Below are 15,861 nucleotides of genomic sequence, written 5' to 3' on the forward strand. Positions count from 1 at the left end.
GTCTGTGTTTCAATATCTCCTGCAGACCTTTTTCTAATATAAACCTTTATCAACTTTCTCTTTGCAGGCAGCAAGCATATCTGTCATCATCTCCTGCAGACCCCATTTTGGAGCCCAATCCCACTCGGCGCGGGCACAAGAATCATCCATGATATCAGGCCAGCTGTTTGCAATGTCAGCTTTAATAGGATCTACTTTGTAATCCCATGTAAATGAAGGAATTCTCTTTTTAAGCTCATTAAACAATTGCTCCGGAGTAAAACTCATGGAGGCAATGTTGAAGCTATTGCGGTGTTTCAAACGAGAAGGATCAGCCTCCATTAGCTGTGTTGTAGCAGCCAATGCATCAGGCATATACATCATGTCCATATACGCATCCTGAGGAACGGCGCATGTATATTTTCCATGCTTCCAAATTTCATAGAATACCTCAACTGCGTAATCTGTTGTTCCACCGCCTGGTAGAGCGCCGTTGGAAATAAGTCCCGGGAAACGTACGCTGCGGGCATCTACTCCAAATCTCTTAAAGTAATAATCTCCAAGCAATTCGCCTGTGACTTTGCAAACTCCGTAAATAGTATCAGGTCTCATGATTGTATCCTGAGGAGTCTTGTAATGAGGTGTATTGTAACCAAATGCGCCAATAGAAGAAGGGGTGAAAACAGAGCAGTGCAGCTCTCTTGCAAGATTTAATGAATTAAGAAGCGCCCCAATATTAATCTTCCAAGCTAAATCCGGATTCAGCTCTCCCTTTGCGGAAAGCAGTGCAACCAAATTATAGATGGCGTCAATTTTATATTTCTTTATGGTCTCTCCATATTTTTGGAAATCAAGAGCATCCAGTTCTACAGCTTGGGCGTGCTCAGAAATTTTCTTAACCACATCCGGTCTTACTTCAGCGGCAACAACGTTGTCCTCTCCGTAATTTTTCTGCAGATGTACAACCAATTCCGTACCTATCTGTCCGCCGGCTCCAACTACTAATATTCTTTTCATATTTAAATCAATTTTAAATTTTCATAACAATAATGCGCGAATTTAATAAAATCTATTAGATTTTTAAACTATTATGTTTAACTCCCGACAGTTTATCTTTTGTTAAATTTGCAACTAGTACATTTTGTTTGAATTGCAAGTGTGTCTTAAATCAGCAAATGGCAAAAAGGGATACAAATAAGGATTTATTTGAGAAGATTAAAGCATTAAGTGCAGAGCTGGGTTTTGTTGCGTGCGGCTGTGCCAAGGCTGAGGAGCTGGTATCTGAGGAGGAGCATTACAAGTCTGCTGAAGAGAGCGGACGTTTTGCCGGCATGGATTATTTAAAGCGCAACATGGAAAAACGTTTTAATCCTGCATTGTTAGTTCCCGGAGCCAAAAGCGTGCTTGTTTTTCTCGCTCCTTTTGGGCGCGTATCAAAACCCAATAAGGTGGAAAATTCTAACGAACAAAGTTCTGCGCCCCTGATTTCCGAATTTGCGCGTGGTATTGATTATCACATTGTTATAAAGGACAAGCTGTATAAAATTTTACAGCTGATTTCACAAGAAACCACCGGGGTTCCCAATGTGCTAAGTGAAGCAGCAATTCCAGCGGTTTCCGGTGCGTTTAGCACAACAACGGAAATAGATTGCTGTAAATCAAATATAAAAAATGTTGGCCGCGCCTTCACAGATTCCGCGCCGGTGCTGGAACGGGCATGGGCTGTAAAAGCGGGACTTGGATTTATAGGAAAAAATAATTTTTTGATTAGTCCGGAGCACGGCATAAAAAATTTTATTGGAATTATTATCACGACAGTTGTATTGCCATACTACACAGACAGTTGTGACAGCAGTACTAGTGATTGCTATTGTAGCGCGGATGGTTGCAATAGCGGAGAGGAGGGAGAAAAATCATCGCCGAGCAAAAATAAAGGGAGCAAATGCGGAACTTGTACAAAGTGCATTGATGCCTGCAGTACTGGCGCATTAAGCGGAGGCCATTTTTTTGATGCTCGCAAATGCTTATCATATAAGACAATAGAAGAGCGCTTGCAGGCGAAAACTGAGAATGTTCCTTGCAAACAAAAGAGTAAGGCAGAGAGAGATAAAAAAACAAAATGGATTTTTGGATGTGATGATTGCATGAATGCATGTCCCTGGAATAGCAAAAATAAAGATGGCTGGCCGGAGTTCCGCACAAATGAAAAACTGCTTGCCAAGGCAACTTGTGAATGGTGGAAAAACCTTGATGAACAGGGATTTAAGAGGCTATTTGGAGAGACGCCGCTTATGCGTGCAGGGCTTAAAAAAATCCGGGAAAACATTTTGGGAAGAAATTGAAATTTTAACAGAATATGAAAATACAAACGATAGTAGAGATAGAAAAACCAAAGAGTCAAATTAGTTATTCTGACAAAATACTTCTTGCCGGTTCTTGCTTTTCTGATGAAATTGGCGGAGTATTAAAGGATTACAAGTTTGATGTGATGACAAATCCTTTTGGCACATTATATAATCCCGCCTCTATTTTTATCTCTTTGTTTAGACTTGGTGCGGCAGCCGGGCTTTGCAAAATGCCGCTGGGTATTTCTCCTTTCTTTACGGAGAAAGATATTGTCAGCCGTCCTGATGGTCTGTATGTCACCTTTTTCCATCATTCTTCCTGCGGGCAGCGTGATGCAAAAACTTTTCTGGATAAAGCAAATGAGAAACTAAAAAATGACGCGGAGTTTTTTAAAGCATCAACAAAAGTAATAGTAACACTTGGTACTTCATGGGTTTTCAAATATGTTGGAACGGCAGATAAGCAAATAGTTGCGGGTGTGGAAAATCCTGCTGCAGGCGGGACAGGGATGATAGTAGCAAATTGTCACAAGCTGCCTGCAAAATATTTTTCCAGAGAATTTCTTCCTGTTTCCCGCACCGAAAGTTTGCTTCATACAATTGTAAGCACATTTCCTGATAAGCGTTTTATTTTTACGGTAAGTCCAATCAGACACATGGCGGATGGCGCTCACGGTAACCAAGTTAGCAAATCCTCTTTGCTGATGGCTGTAGATAACCTAATACAAGAACAGCAAAACTGTCGGGAGGAAAAAAAGAATGCAGAATATTTTCCGGCTTATGAGATTATGATGGATGAGCTTAGGGATTACAGGTGGTATGCGGAAGATATGATTCATCCCTCTGCTGCTGCGGTAAAGTATATTTTTGAAAGATTTAAAGAGTCTTTTATTTCTCCTGATAGCTATAAGAGAATGGAAGAGGAACTTAAAAAGACAAAATCTGAAAATCATCGTCCCTTTAAAATATCTGATTAACAAATATTTCCTAAATTTGCGCAAATGCAGACCGGTAGTGTAAATAGGGCTTTAATTGTAGCTTCACTCTTATGTGCCGCCGCCATTTCTTTTCTTCTGCCGTCATGCAAAAGGGGCGGAACCGATTACGATATTTCATCTGATGATAAGCAGGTTATAGAGGAAAAAGTGCTTGCTCTTGCCGGACAGAATGTTAGATACAATAATGCATCTAAGAAAAGCTTGTCTGAGAGCGAGGCTATTTTTGATTCTGCCGAGGTTAGAAAATATTTGAAAAGCGCCGTTGAAAATAATGACCCGGTTAGCATAGAAGTTACCTGCCGCATATTGGGGAAATATATGAGGGATGCCTCAAAGTATAATGAAGCCTTAGCGCTTCATAAACAGGGACTTGAAGCGGCCTTGGCAATAAGAGATACAATTGAAATTACTCAGGCATACAACAATCTGGGAACAGATTTCAGAAGGATAAGTTCTTATGCAGATGCAACTGCAAATCATAACATGGCGTTGCAGTATGCAAATGAATATTCCGGTATGAAAAGGGGAGAGTTTCATGCATTTAAAAATAAAACCGTTGCCTTAAACGGACTTGGGAACATCTCATTGACAATGCGTTATTATGATGATGCCGAGGAGTTTTTCCGGGAGGCGCTTGCAATGGAAGACTCTTTGAAAAGTCCGCTTGGGATGGCAATCAATTACGCAAACATAGGTTCTATTTTTGAGCATCGCGGGCAGTTTGATTCTGCTGAAGTTTATTACAATCATTCCATGGAGAAGAATATTGCGGCAAAATCTCAAGTGGGTATGTCTTTGAATTACTGCGCCATAGGTTCCTTGTATGAAAAGCAGGGAAAATTAGCTAAGGCTCAGGAAGAGTATGCAAATGCATACAAGCTTTCTTATTCTATTCCCGACAGATGGCATTGGATTCCTTCTGCAATTGCGCTTGGGGATATTGATATAAAACTTGGGAAGTTGCCGGATGCGTATAGAGTTCTCTCTGAAGCTCAGGATGTTGCACGTGAGATACATGCTCCGGAATATTTAATAGAAATTAAAAAGAGCTTTGGAGAATATTACAAGAAAACGGGAGACTATAAAGCTGCTCTTGCCTGTAAGGAGGAGAGCGATATTTATAGAGACAGCGTAATTGGAAATAAAGATGCATCGGCTTTTTTGGAGAGCCGTGTTAAGTATGAGAAAGAGCTGAGAGATAAGGATGTAAGCAAGCTTAGCTTGAGAAATAAAGTTGAGCGCAGAGCAAGAATGATTACTACTGTTCTTGGCTCTGTGATTGCTGCGTTGTTGCTTACGTTGCTGATTCTGAGCAGACGTTTGTTCAAGATTCAGAAGAAAAGAGCGGAAGACCTGGAGAAGGTGAATAATGTCAAAAACAGATTTTTTGCAATAATTTCACATGACCTTAAAAATCCTGTAGCTGCACAACAGCTTACGATTCAGCAAATTATGGATTTGTCTGAAACAATTGACAGAAAACTTTTAAAAGAGCAATGTGAACTTCTTTTGCTCTCCGGAGATTCTGAACTTACATTGTTGCAGAATTTGTTTAACTGGACTCAAATTCAAATGGGAAGATTATCTTATCATCCGACAAGATTTAAACTCATTTCTGTTGTGGGCGGAGTTAAAGGTTTGCTGGCAATTCCTCTTGAGCTTAAGGGTATCAATTTTAAAATGCTAATATCTAATGATACTATAATTGTCACCGATAGAAACATTGTAGAGACGGTCATTAGGAATCTGATTTCTAATGCAATAAAGTATTCTTACAGAGGCGGTGAGATAACAGTGCAGGAAAAAATTATCGGAGACAAAATAGCAATTTCAGTTGTTGATAATGGAGTTGGAATAAGTGCGGAAAAACTTGAAAATATTTTTGATTACAGCAAAAGACAATCTTCTCCCGGAACTGAAGGGGAGATTGGAAGCGGACTTGGTTTGGAGGTTTGCAAGGACATGATAGGAATTTGCGGAGGGACAATCTTTGCAGAAAAGAGAGAGGGAGGGGGTACAATTTTTACTTTTACAATTAACAGGAATATAGAATAGTATCTTATACATGTGGTTATGAATGAGATTGTTAAAGTTATTACGGTAGATGATCATCCCCTGATACTTTCAGGTATTTCCGCCGCACTGGAAAAAAACAGCAGAGATATCAAAGTTATTGGAAGCGCCTCAACTGCAGAGGAGTTGTTGGAAATGTTAAAAAACGGAGGACTGTCGGGATTACATGAATTGCCGGATGTCATCCTGCTGGATTTGCTTTTGCCCGGGATGTCCGGAGAAGAGGCGGCAAAAATAATCAAGAGGGAATACCCAGCTGTAAAAATTCTTGTGTTTAGCGCAGAGAGCAATGAATCTGTTATTTACAGACTTCTGCAAATAGGAATTGATGGCTTTGTAAATAAGACCTCTTCCGGCAGGGAAATTACCGCAGCTGTTGAGTGCGTTGGGAGCGGCAACCAGTATTTTGGAATGGATACTGCAAGAATTTTGGAAAATGTGCACATTGCAAAAGGGCACAAATGCAAAGAGGCATCTGAAATGTTTTCAGATAGGGAGATGGATGTGATGAGATTGTGCTGCAACGGATATTTAAGTAAAGAGATTGCCGATAAACTCTCAATCAGCCCCAGAACGGTGGATAATCACAAGAGGAACATCTTTCACAAGCTGGGAATAAATAGTTCCATAGAACTTGTCAAATACGCGCTTACAAACGATATTATAAAGTTATAATCACAGATTTGAAGCCCAGGCCGTGAGCTAAAATTTAATTGGCTGATTTTAATTGGGTGACAATTAAGAGAGGCTTATTTAGGTGCGATGCGGTATAAGAAGACCGCAATCACCGCAAAAATTACGTTTGGCAGCCACAAGGCCACAAACGGAGGCAGCGCTCCCGTAAAGACAAACATCTGGCTAAAGCGCAGGAACAGGATGTAAGAGAAGCTTAATGCAATTCCAATTCCTATATTCATACCAATTCCGCCTCGCCTCTTTTTAGAAGAAAGTGAGACGCCTATGAGCGTAAGAATAAATGCGGAAAACGGAAGAGCCCATCGTGTATTTCTCTCTATAAGAGCATACTCCACCATCTGGTCACCTCGCATTTTTTGCGCTTTTATAAGCTTTCCAAGCTGTCCGGATGCAACGGCCTGGACGGTATTTTTCTTTCTGTAAAAATCATCTACGGTAATAGATAACGCCGTATCCAGCTGCTTGCCCGTCTTAACCTGCTCTGCATTTCCAACATATTTGCGCCAGAAATAATCGCGCAGCTGCCAGCATTGTTTTGTAGAATCCCATTGGGCTTCACCTGCGCTCAGCTTTGAGATAATATCGTGACCTTTAATGGTTTCCAGCGTAAACTGATAAGCGGTATTATTGAAAGTGGAGAAACTTTGCACATACATAAAAGTTCCCGGACTGATTTGATAGTGCATGTTCCTGTTGGTGTTCTCAAATGGTTTTTTGATATACTTTGCCTCAAAGGCGAGCCTCCCCTTGTTGCATGGCGGTATGACGTAAAGATTTAATATCAAGCTGAATATGGCAATAAAAGCAGATGACAAAAAGTAAGGATACATCAATCTCTTAAAGCTGATTCCTCCCGCAAGTATTGCAACAATTTCAGAATTTGCAGCCATCTTGGAGGTGAAGAAAATTACCGTAATGAACACAAACAGAGGGCTGAATACGTTTATGAAATAGGGGATAAAGTTTGCATAGTAGTTAAAGATAATCTCTTTAAGCGGGGCATTCTTGTCCACAAAGTCATCAATTTTTTCACTGATATCAAATATGATTACAATGCCGATGATTAGCAGCAGCGCAACAAAGAAAGTACCTATAAACTTGCGTATTATGTACTTGTCCAGCGTGGTGATGTGCCAGTTAAAATCCTTAAGCTGCTTCTCTATGTCTTTTCTTGTTAATGCCACTTTTTGTATCCCGACAGTTGTTTACTTTTTTATTGCCGCATATTGCCTTGCGGCGCCGCAAAGTTACTTATCATTAATTCTTTGTGTAACTTTTTTAACAGTTTCATCTTTCCACTTCTTAAAATCCCCGGCAATTATGTGAGCGCGAGCGTCTCCAACCAATTTCAAATAAAAGGCCAAATTGTGATAGCTTGCAATCTGAGCCGCAAGCATCTCTCCCGCAACAAACAAGTGTCTTAAGTAAGCCTTTGAGTATGTGTGGTCTACAAATGAGGTGCCGTTAGAATCTATTGGAGAAAAATCCTCCGCCCAGCACTTGTTTCTCATGTTAATCATCCCTTCTGATGTGAACAACATCCCGTTGCGTCCGTTCCTTGTAGGCATTACGCAGTCAAACATATCTACCCCTCTCTCAATGCCTTCCAGCAGATTTGCAGGGGTGCCGACCCCCATGAGGTAGCGCGGCTTATCCGCAGGAAGCACAGGGTTAAGCACTTCCAGCATTTCGTACATTTTCTCTGTTGGCTCCCCAACAGAAAGACCTCCAATTGCACAGCCATCCATATCTGCTTTAACTGCTTGTTCTGCAGCCATTCTGCGCAAATCAGGATATATGCAACCTTGAACTATCGGGAAGAAAAACTGCTTGTACCCGTAAAGCGGCTCCGTCTCTTTAAAGCGCTTTACGCACCTTTCCAGCCAGCGGCCTGTTCTCTGCAAAGACTGCAAAGAGTATTTGTAATCTGCAGTTCCGGGCGTGCACTCATCCAGAGCCATTATAATATCTGCGCCTATTTTGCGCTGAGTATCAACATTATTCTCCGGCGTGAACTCTCTTGGAGAACCGTCTATATGTGAGCGGAAAGTACAACCTTTCTCTGTGATTTTTCTATTCTCTGCAAGTGAAAAGACCTGGAATCCTCCGCTGTCCGTAAGAATTGGACGGTCCCATGCTACAAACTTATGCAATCCTCCCGCCTTGTTAATCAAATCAATGCCCGGCCGCAGCAGCAGGTGGTAAGTATTGCCAAGAATAATTTGAGCTTTGATATCATCTTTTAGGTCCCGATGGTATACCCCTTTTACTGAGCCTACGGTTCCTACCGGCATAAAGATAGGTGTTTGAATATCACCATGTTCCGTATGCAGGACCCCAGCCCTTGCGCCGCTTTGCGCATCCTTATTTTTTACCTCAAAAAACATTAAGGCAAAAGTAGTAAAAAATAGTATCTTTGCCTTGCTTTATATGGAAAGGGTAAGATTGGACATGGGGGCGCTGAGCGTCTCTGACTTTCAAGGGGGTAATTTTGTTTTCTTCCTGTACAAAAAGGGAGGAGACAAGTGTTTGCCTATCAAGCTGTCAAGGCCAGATGTCAATATCATTCTTACAAATTTCAAGAACAAAGAATTGAATCCTGCGGAAGAACTTCCAACTATGCAGATGCTCTATTGCACAACGCTGCAGCACTTTGGAATTGAGCTGCTGGAAATTACCGTTATAAAAGGGATGGGTTCAAACAGGCACTTCATGACGGAGTTGCTGCTGTTTGACGGCAAAAAAGAACTGCGACTTGTTTGCGGATTTGCTGACGGAATTGTCATGGCAAAATTTTTCAACGCTCCAATTTATGTTTATGCGGATGTGCTGGAAAAGTTTGCTACAAAGGTAAATACAGAGGGGAAGAAAGTCTATCGGGAGAAAAATTACAAAACAAAACTTACAGATGCGCTTAACGCTGCAATTGCCAATGAAGATTATGAACGGGCGGAACAGCTTAAGGCTGAGCTGCATAAGTTAACCTTTGCAGCCGAGAAAAAACCGGCGGCACCTGAGAAACCTGCAGCCCCGGAAAAGAAAAAGGCTTCCGGAAAACAGAAGAAAAAGTAATTTTCACCCGGTTGGTTATTGTTGATTATTAATGAATTAAATATATGAAGAACAGTAAGAAAGGACAATCAGAGAAGATTGGACTATTCAGCAAGAAGTTTTTAAAAGTTGCACTTGTCATTATTTCAGTCGGTTTGCTTTGCGGTTTTATTAGCGGCAAACCTTTAAACAGTGTTGTTTCCGTTAAGGAGAATGTAACTGAATCACAACAAGCTGCACAGAAAAATCAAGTAGCCCAGAAGCGTTCGTCAAATCCGGCTGCACAAGATGTTGAGAAAACGGTTGAGGCCAGCAAGGCTGAGGCTGCCGCTAACGCGGGTTCTGCAGAGATGACAAAAGCTCAGTCAGATTCTTTGGAACTGGCTAAGTTTAAGGCAAATGCGGACAGTACAAAACTGGCGGCCCAGGCGCAGCAAGATTCTATAAAGATTTCGCTTGCAAAAAGAAAGGCTCAGTTTGCACAAATACTTCAGAAGAAACAGCTTGTATTTAGCTGGAAATCAATTGGCAAGGGTATCCTTGGAATAGCTTTGATAATTTTCATAGCATGGATTTGTTCAACTGACCGTAAAAAAATAAATTGGAAAACGGTGGGAATGGCTCTGCTGCTGCAGTTTATAGTTGCGTTCTCCGTGCTGATGTTCCCTGCTGTTCAGGTATTTTTTGAGTACATGGGCAAATGCTTTGTGGCGGTTTTGGACTGGACAAAAGCGGGTTCCAACTTCCTGTTTGGACCGTTGCTGGATCAGACAAAAATTGGATACATATTTGTTTTCCAAATATTGCCGACAATCATATTCTTCTCCGCTCTGACTAGCTTGTTCTTCTATCTTGGTATTCTTCAGAAGGTTGTATGGTTCATGGGCTGGTGCCTGACAAAACTTATGAGTATTTCCGGCGCAGAGTCATTGTCTTGCGCAGGCAATATTTTCTTAGGTCAGACAGAGGCGCCTTTGATGGTAAAAGAGTACATACCAAGGATGAGCCGTTCTGAACTTATGCTTGTTATGGTTTCCGGAATGGCGACAATGGCAGGCGGCGTTCTTGCTGCTTATATTGCAATGCTTGGATGCGGCGACCCTGTTATGACAGTTGAATTTGCAAAGCACTTGCTGAGCGCATCTGTAATGGCCGCTCCCGGCGCTATTGCAATGGCAAAAATATTAAAGCCTGAGACTGAGCCAATTGACAACTCCGTTGAAGTTACCAAGGAGAAACTTGGAGATAATGTGCTGGATGCAATTTCCCGCGGAACAACTCAGGGACTTAAACTTGCAGCAAACGTTGCGGCAATGCTTCTTGTATTTTATGCATTGATAGCGGGTGTCAATTATATCTTGAACATCATAAGCTTCCCTGCATTTGACCGCTGGCTTACTGTATTTTCACACGGAAGATATACTGACCTGACGCTGCAATGCATTCTTTCTTACCTGTTTACTCCTGTCATTTGGTTGACTGGAGTTCCTACTGCAGATCTTGGTCTTGTAGGAAGATTGCTTGGTGAAAAATTAATTCTTACAGAATTTATTGGATATCAGAGTTTGACAACTATGTTGCAAACAAGCGTATTTACATCTGCTAAATCTATCATCATGGCAACTTACGTGCTTTGCGGATTTGCAAACTTTGCATCTATCGGAATTATAATAGGCGGAGTTGGAGGAATGGCGCCAAACAAACAATCCATACTTGGAGAGTACGGATTCCGCGCACTGCTTGGAGCCACATTTGTGGCGCTTATTTCTGCTGCAATGGTGGGGATGTTCCTGGCGGAGTAATCCGGAGCAATCCACGGCGTTACAAAGAAAAATATAACATACTATGTCTAACTATAAGTCACTTAGCATAATGAGATTGGGTTCAGTCTCATTATGTTTTTTTATGTTCTTCTCTTTTGCTTTTTCAGCCGCTGCGCAGGCAAAGCATTCTACATCTGCGGCCGTGCAGACTTTATCAGCCACCGCGCAAGCACAACAAAAAACTGTCGGGAACTCAAAGAAGTTTACTGTGACTGCAAAAATTGCGGGCATGCAAAAAGGTGATACACTGCGTTTTTCTGAGATTATTCTGCCCGGCTGGGGAAACAAATTTTCTTTTGATGTTGTTGCGCAAAAGGACGGTTATGCTTTTTACAGCGGCAGCCACTCCCATGACCAATTGTATTTAATTGAGTATTATCCTGTAGATAAGAAAGTTGCTGCATCAGATAGGAAGGGCAAAGAAATTTTAATCAGCGACGGCAACTATACTTTGAGCGGTGATAGGGAGTCAATTTATTACTGTGTGGCGGGAGGAAAAACTTATGATGCTGAACTCTCAAAAATATTAATTGCCAGGGACTCTTTGTCCTCTCTGCGTGGTGGGCTGGCTAAAAAAATTATTAACGCGTTTGCAGAAAAGGATACTGTGAATGCACAGAAATTTATTGGGGAGTTCAATGGATTCGGATATTACCATAAAGCTGATAATGAGAGAATTGAAGCGCAGATGAAGAAGTATGTTGCAACGCACGGAAATGAATTTTGCGCGCTTGGAATTTTGAAAGATTCTTACAAGCCGTATGAGGAGTTGCGCGGAAGGTATGATAGTCTTTCACGTGCAGGCAAACAGAGCCATTATGGAAAACAAGTGGCATCTCTGTTGCAAAAAATGGAGGCGGTAAATGTTGGTAAAACCGCACCTGATTTTGAGATAACGGTTGCGGACAAATCAACGGCTGTTGCTGCGGGTAATTCAAGTAAGCCAGTAACTTACAGATTGTCAAACTTTAAAGGTAAGTATGTTTTGATTTATCATTACGGACTTTGCCCAGGGACATTCCAGATAGATTCCAGCGTCATAGACTTGTATAAGAAGCACTCAGATAAACTGGTTGTTATAGGTATCACAGATTCTTATGCTCAGTTGCGCCGCACTTTGAAAAACACATCTCCTGATGACAGCATGGGAAATATAAATGTGAAAGGCATGATTACTGAACTGCTTAATCACCCTTGGCCCGTTGATGCAGAAGTTGCGGAAGCAAACAATAAAGCTCTGATTGACAGCTATTTCTTGCAGGGGCTTCCATATTTTGTCTTTATATCTCCCGACGGGAAAATCCTTGCCCGCAGCATCGGCAACGCAGCTTTTAACGCTGCCTCAGAGGAACTGAACCGCAGTTTATGAAAAAATTATTTGGTTTATAAAATAAACCGCTTTATATTTGCAGCATGAAACGGAGATGATAACGGCCGGCGTTTCTCTCCGCTTCTTTTTAACCAGTTTATTTTTAACAAATTATGGAAGAAAAAACAATTATGGACAATCAATGTCCAAAAACTTCTATGGATGACAAACCTCTAAATGAGAAGGAAAGTTTGGAGCTTATTTCTAAAATGATTCTAACAAGCAAAAAAAATTTAGAAGTAGGGGATGGTAACAGTTTTCTTTACTGGGGCTATTTTACCGCCGCATTATCTATTGTGATATTTACACTCTTAATTATTACTCACAATAATATGTGGAATTGGTGCTGGATACTAATGTTTTGTTTGCAGGGATATATGGAAAGATGGTATAAAAAGCATCCGCGCAAAGTTGTGACTTATACGGATAAGGTTGTTGGTAAGGTCTGGATAATAATGAGTTACATGTTTCTACTGTCCGTGGTTGTTCTTGGATTGTTCAGTATTTTTGGCGCGGATGATTTCTTTAATGTTCCAGGTGCAGCTTATCATGGGCAGCATTTTCTGATGGCTACTATGATGCCACTTTCATTATTGTTCGCGGGTATAGGAGTGTCAATTACCGGTATAATAATTAAAGAAAAATCTTTAACATATACTCCAATAATTGCTTTTGTATTAGCATTTTATATGCTTTTTGAAATAATGCTAAGCCATTCTCTGATGGTCTATGATGTTCTGCTGTTTGGACTCTCTTTTGTTGTGATGATGGTTGTTCCCGGTCACATTCTTGTTCATAAGGCAAGGCAAAACACTAATAATTAAAGGATTGTGCAGGTATTAAATAGCAGCAGCGCAAAAAGAGATTAAGAAATGATGTTGAAAGAATTAGATCCGCTTCTTCACTCGCAGCTTAGGCTCGCGATAGTTTCTATCCTCATGAATGTGGAAGAAGCAGACTTTGTATATCTAAAAGAGAAAACAGACGCAACTGCCGGCAATCTTAGCGTGCAGTTGGATAAACTCTCTGAGGCAAAGTATATTAGCATAAAGAAAGAATTTGTCGGGAAAAAAACCAGGACCACCTGCAAGATGACTGAAAAAGGTAAAAAAGCCTTTGAGAGCTATGTGGATGCTCTCAAAGGCTACGTTAAATTTTGAAAGTTGCTATTGCTAGCTGAGTACAACTTTCCAGTTCAGTACAATTTGCTAGCTCTGTACAACTTGCTTCTCCAGTTCTATACATCTTGGGAAAATTATGTTGTTCTCAAGATGTATATGTTCAAAGAGAGCGTTTGCAAACTTTTCTAACTCTGTCATCAGCAGGCGATAAGCGGGGCAAGCACCTTTTGGCACTTCAAAATTGTTTGTCAGCTTTATGATGCGGGCATATCTCTCCTCTTCTCCGTCGTGATCTGAAACCATGACACTTATTGGGTTTTCTATGGTTCCGCAATGAATCTGCTCTATCTTTTTGCTGTTCTCAGATGCCTCATAAAGTTCAAAAAGGTATGGGTACAGAACCTGGTCCTCTTTTGTAAGATGCGTTTCCAAATCTTGCAAGGATTGATTTACAAGTTCGTAGACTTCAACCAATTCCGGGTGTTCATTCCCGTGCTTGTCTTTTACCTTTGCAGCAATTTGCAATAGTTTTGGACCATTTGTGCGTATTCCCTTGTGGTGAACTTTGAGCACATACTCCATCAGCAAATCCAGCGGCCATTTTGCAAAAGGCACAGAGGATGTAAGAGCTGCATACTTATATTTTATATCTAAACTGCTCATGTTATTTTGTTATTCCAAATATTTTCAAATCTTCATCAACGGTTCCAATTCCTGCAATTCCAAAATTGTCTACAAGAACTTTTGCAACGTTTGGTGATAAAAATGCAGGCAATGTCGGGCCAAGGTGAATGTTCTTAACTCCAAGATACAGAAGCGCCAGCAGCACTATTACCGCCTTCTGCTCATACCAGGCAATGTTATAAACTATCGGGAGCTTATTAACATCATCAAGTCCAAATACCTCTTTAAGCTTAAGAGCTATTACTGCAAGTGAGTAACTATCATTGCATTGGCCTGCATCCAATACGCGTGGTATGCCGTTGATATCTCCAAGATTCAGCTTATTATATTTATACTTTGCGCACCCGGCGGTAAGAATCACGCAATCTTTTGGAAGAGCTTTTGCAAACTCCGTGTAGTATTCACGATTTTTCATCCTGCCGTCACAACCCGCCATTACAATGAACTTGCGGATTGCTCCGGACTTAACTGCGTCAACAACTTTATCTGCAAGTGCAAGTACCTGATTATGAGCAAATCCTCCAACTATTTCTCCGGACTCCAGTGCAACGGGAGCTTTGCAGGTTTTTGCAAGTGCAATAACTTCTGAGAAATCTTTGTGTCCGTTCTCATCCGTTTCTATATGCTTGCATCCAGGGAACCCGGTTGAATTGCTTGTAAACATTCTGCTCTTATACACAGCATTTTCCATTGGCGGAACAATGCAGTTTGTTGTAAATACAATTGGACCGTTAAACTGTGCAAACTCCTCTCTCTGCTTCCACCATGCGTTGCCGTAGTTGCCAATAAAATGTTTGTATTTTTTGAATGCAGGATAGTAGTGAGCCGGTAGCATTTCTCCGTGAGTGTAAACGTCAACTCCCGTTCCCTCAGTCTGTTCCAGCAGCTGCTCAATATCACGCAAATCATGTCCGCTAATTAAAATTCCCGGGTTGGTGCCAACTCCAAGATTAACTTTTGTAATCTCCGGATTGCCGTAACGGGTGGTGTTTGCCTTATCCAATAGGGCCATAGCATCAACGCCAAACTTTCCTGTCTGCATTACAAGCTTTACAAGCTCATCTGCCGTCATGCTCTTTGTAGCCATCTGAGCAATAGCAGATTGTGTAAAAGCGTGAATGCTGTCTTCATTAAATCCGAGACGAATAGCGTGCTCATGATATGCGGCCATTCCTTTTAATCCATACAATACAAGCTCTTTAAGAGAACGCAAATCTTCATTTTGTTCTCTTAATACGCCTACTGTCTTAGCTTTCTCTAAATAATCTTTCTCCTCTCCCTTCCATGTAATCTCATCAACCTGAGGAACTTCTATGTTCTCTTGCTTAGCTGCGGCCAGCAATTCATTTCTAATAGCAAATCCCTTTTTTACTCTCAATAGTAAACTTGCGTCATCAAAGTTTGCATTTGTGATTGTTGAGAAAAGTGCATCCGTTACAAACAGATTCACCTTTTGGTCTATCTTATAACCCCCTGTTCTTAAGGCATCTGCTACAATCGAGACACCCCTTACTGCAAACAATAAAATATCAATTGCAGATGAGGTAGAAGCGCGTTTTCCGCATACGCCGGCAAATGTACATCCAATACCCTTTGCTGTTTCCTGGCACTGATAACAAAACATACTATTTTCCATAATCTTATTTTTTTAAAAAGTTATTCTTTAAATTTGTTTGTAGTACAAAAGTATGCTGTCGGGAATAAGAAAAGCGTAACCTTTGT

General features: G+C 41.1%; 14 protein-coding genes. 9 read left to right on the forward strand and 5 right to left on the reverse strand.

Annotated features, from left to right (window positions below):
• Positions 1–33: 33 nt before the first annotated feature.
• Positions 34–996: an NAD-dependent epimerase/dehydratase family protein gene (locus tag LKM37_03815; GenBank protein ID MCI1720134.1), complete on the reverse strand. Its 963-nt coding sequence runs from the start codon at positions 994–996 to the stop codon at positions 34–36.
• 158 nt (positions 997–1,154) lie between these two features.
• Between LKM37_03815 and LKM37_03820 the strand changes: the two genes are divergently transcribed.
• Genes LKM37_03820 through LKM37_03835 form a run of 4 tightly spaced genes read left to right on the forward strand, consistent with a single transcriptional unit; the run spans position 1,155 to position 6,070 of the window.
• On the forward strand, positions 1,155–2,321 hold the full coding sequence (locus LKM37_03820; GenBank protein ID MCI1720135.1) for a DUF1730 domain-containing protein: 1,167 nt from the start codon (positions 1,155–1,157) through the stop codon (positions 2,319–2,321).
• Between the two features lie 14 nt (positions 2,322–2,335).
• On the forward strand, positions 2,336–3,301 hold the full coding sequence (locus LKM37_03825; GenBank protein ID MCI1720136.1) for a GSCFA domain-containing protein: 966 nt from the start codon (positions 2,336–2,338) through the stop codon (positions 3,299–3,301).
• A 24-nt stretch (positions 3,302–3,325) separates the two neighbouring features.
• Positions 3,326–5,377, forward strand: a complete 2,052-nt coding sequence (locus LKM37_03830) for a tetratricopeptide repeat-containing sensor histidine kinase (protein MCI1720137.1) — start codon at positions 3,326–3,328, stop codon at positions 5,375–5,377.
• 18 nt (positions 5,378–5,395) lie between these two features.
• Positions 5,396–6,070, forward strand: a complete 675-nt coding sequence (locus LKM37_03835) for a response regulator transcription factor (GenBank protein MCI1720138.1) — start codon at positions 5,396–5,398, stop codon at positions 6,068–6,070.
• A gap of 74 nt (positions 6,071–6,144) precedes the next feature.
• Here LKM37_03835 and LKM37_03840 read toward each other — a convergent pair whose 3' ends face one another.
• Together LKM37_03840 and tgt are read right to left on the reverse strand one after the other, a co-directional pair.
• Positions 6,145–7,275: an LptF/LptG family permease gene (locus LKM37_03840; protein ID MCI1720139.1), complete on the reverse strand. Its 1,131-nt coding sequence runs from the start codon at positions 7,273–7,275 to the stop codon at positions 6,145–6,147.
• 63 nt (positions 7,276–7,338) lie between these two features.
• Complete coding sequence (tgt, locus tag LKM37_03845; protein ID MCI1720140.1) at positions 7,339–8,478, reverse strand: tRNA guanosine(34) transglycosylase Tgt; 1,140 nt, start codon at positions 8,476–8,478, stop codon at positions 7,339–7,341.
• Positions 8,479–8,521: 43 nt separating this feature from the next.
• On the opposite strand from tgt, the gene LKM37_03850 reads away from it, so the two are divergent.
• From LKM37_03850 to LKM37_03870, 5 genes are all read left to right on the forward strand, one after another.
• Positions 8,522–9,163 carry a bifunctional nuclease family protein gene (locus LKM37_03850; GenBank protein MCI1720141.1) on the forward strand — a complete coding sequence of 214 codons (642 nt, stop codon included), beginning with the start codon at positions 8,522–8,524 and terminating at the stop codon, positions 9,161–9,163.
• A gap of 44 nt (positions 9,164–9,207) precedes the next feature.
• Entirely contained in the window at positions 9,208–10,944 is a 1,737-nt protein-coding gene (locus tag LKM37_03855) for a Na+ dependent nucleoside transporter (protein ID MCI1720142.1), read from the forward strand.
• A 43-nt stretch (positions 10,945–10,987) separates the two neighbouring features.
• Entirely contained in the window at positions 10,988–12,334 is a 1,347-nt protein-coding gene (locus LKM37_03860; protein ID MCI1720143.1) for a peroxiredoxin family protein, read from the forward strand.
• 113 nt (positions 12,335–12,447) lie between these two features.
• Positions 12,448–13,158, forward strand: a complete 711-nt coding sequence (locus LKM37_03865; protein ID MCI1720144.1) for a hypothetical protein — start codon at positions 12,448–12,450, stop codon at positions 13,156–13,158.
• A gap of 51 nt (positions 13,159–13,209) precedes the next feature.
• Positions 13,210–13,494 carry a transcriptional regulator gene (locus LKM37_03870; GenBank protein MCI1720145.1) on the forward strand — a complete coding sequence of 95 codons (285 nt, stop codon included), beginning with the start codon at positions 13,210–13,212 and terminating at the stop codon, positions 13,492–13,494.
• A 48-nt stretch (positions 13,495–13,542) separates the two neighbouring features.
• On the opposite strand, the gene LKM37_03875 is transcribed toward LKM37_03870, so the two are convergent.
• Both LKM37_03875 and hcp read right to left on the reverse strand, forming a co-directional pair.
• Positions 13,543–14,118, reverse strand: a complete 576-nt coding sequence (locus LKM37_03875) for a hemerythrin domain-containing protein (protein ID MCI1720146.1) — start codon at positions 14,116–14,118, stop codon at positions 13,543–13,545.
• A gap of 1 nt (position 14,119) precedes the next feature.
• Entirely contained in the window at positions 14,120–15,775 is a 1,656-nt protein-coding gene (hcp, locus tag LKM37_03880) for a hydroxylamine reductase (GenBank protein ID MCI1720147.1), read from the reverse strand.
• Positions 15,776–15,861: the final 86 nt, after the last annotated feature.

This window comes from Bacteroidales bacterium, from assembly GCA_022647615.1.
In the GTDB taxonomy this organism is placed as follows: domain Bacteria; phylum Bacteroidota; class Bacteroidia; order Bacteroidales; family UBA932; genus Egerieousia.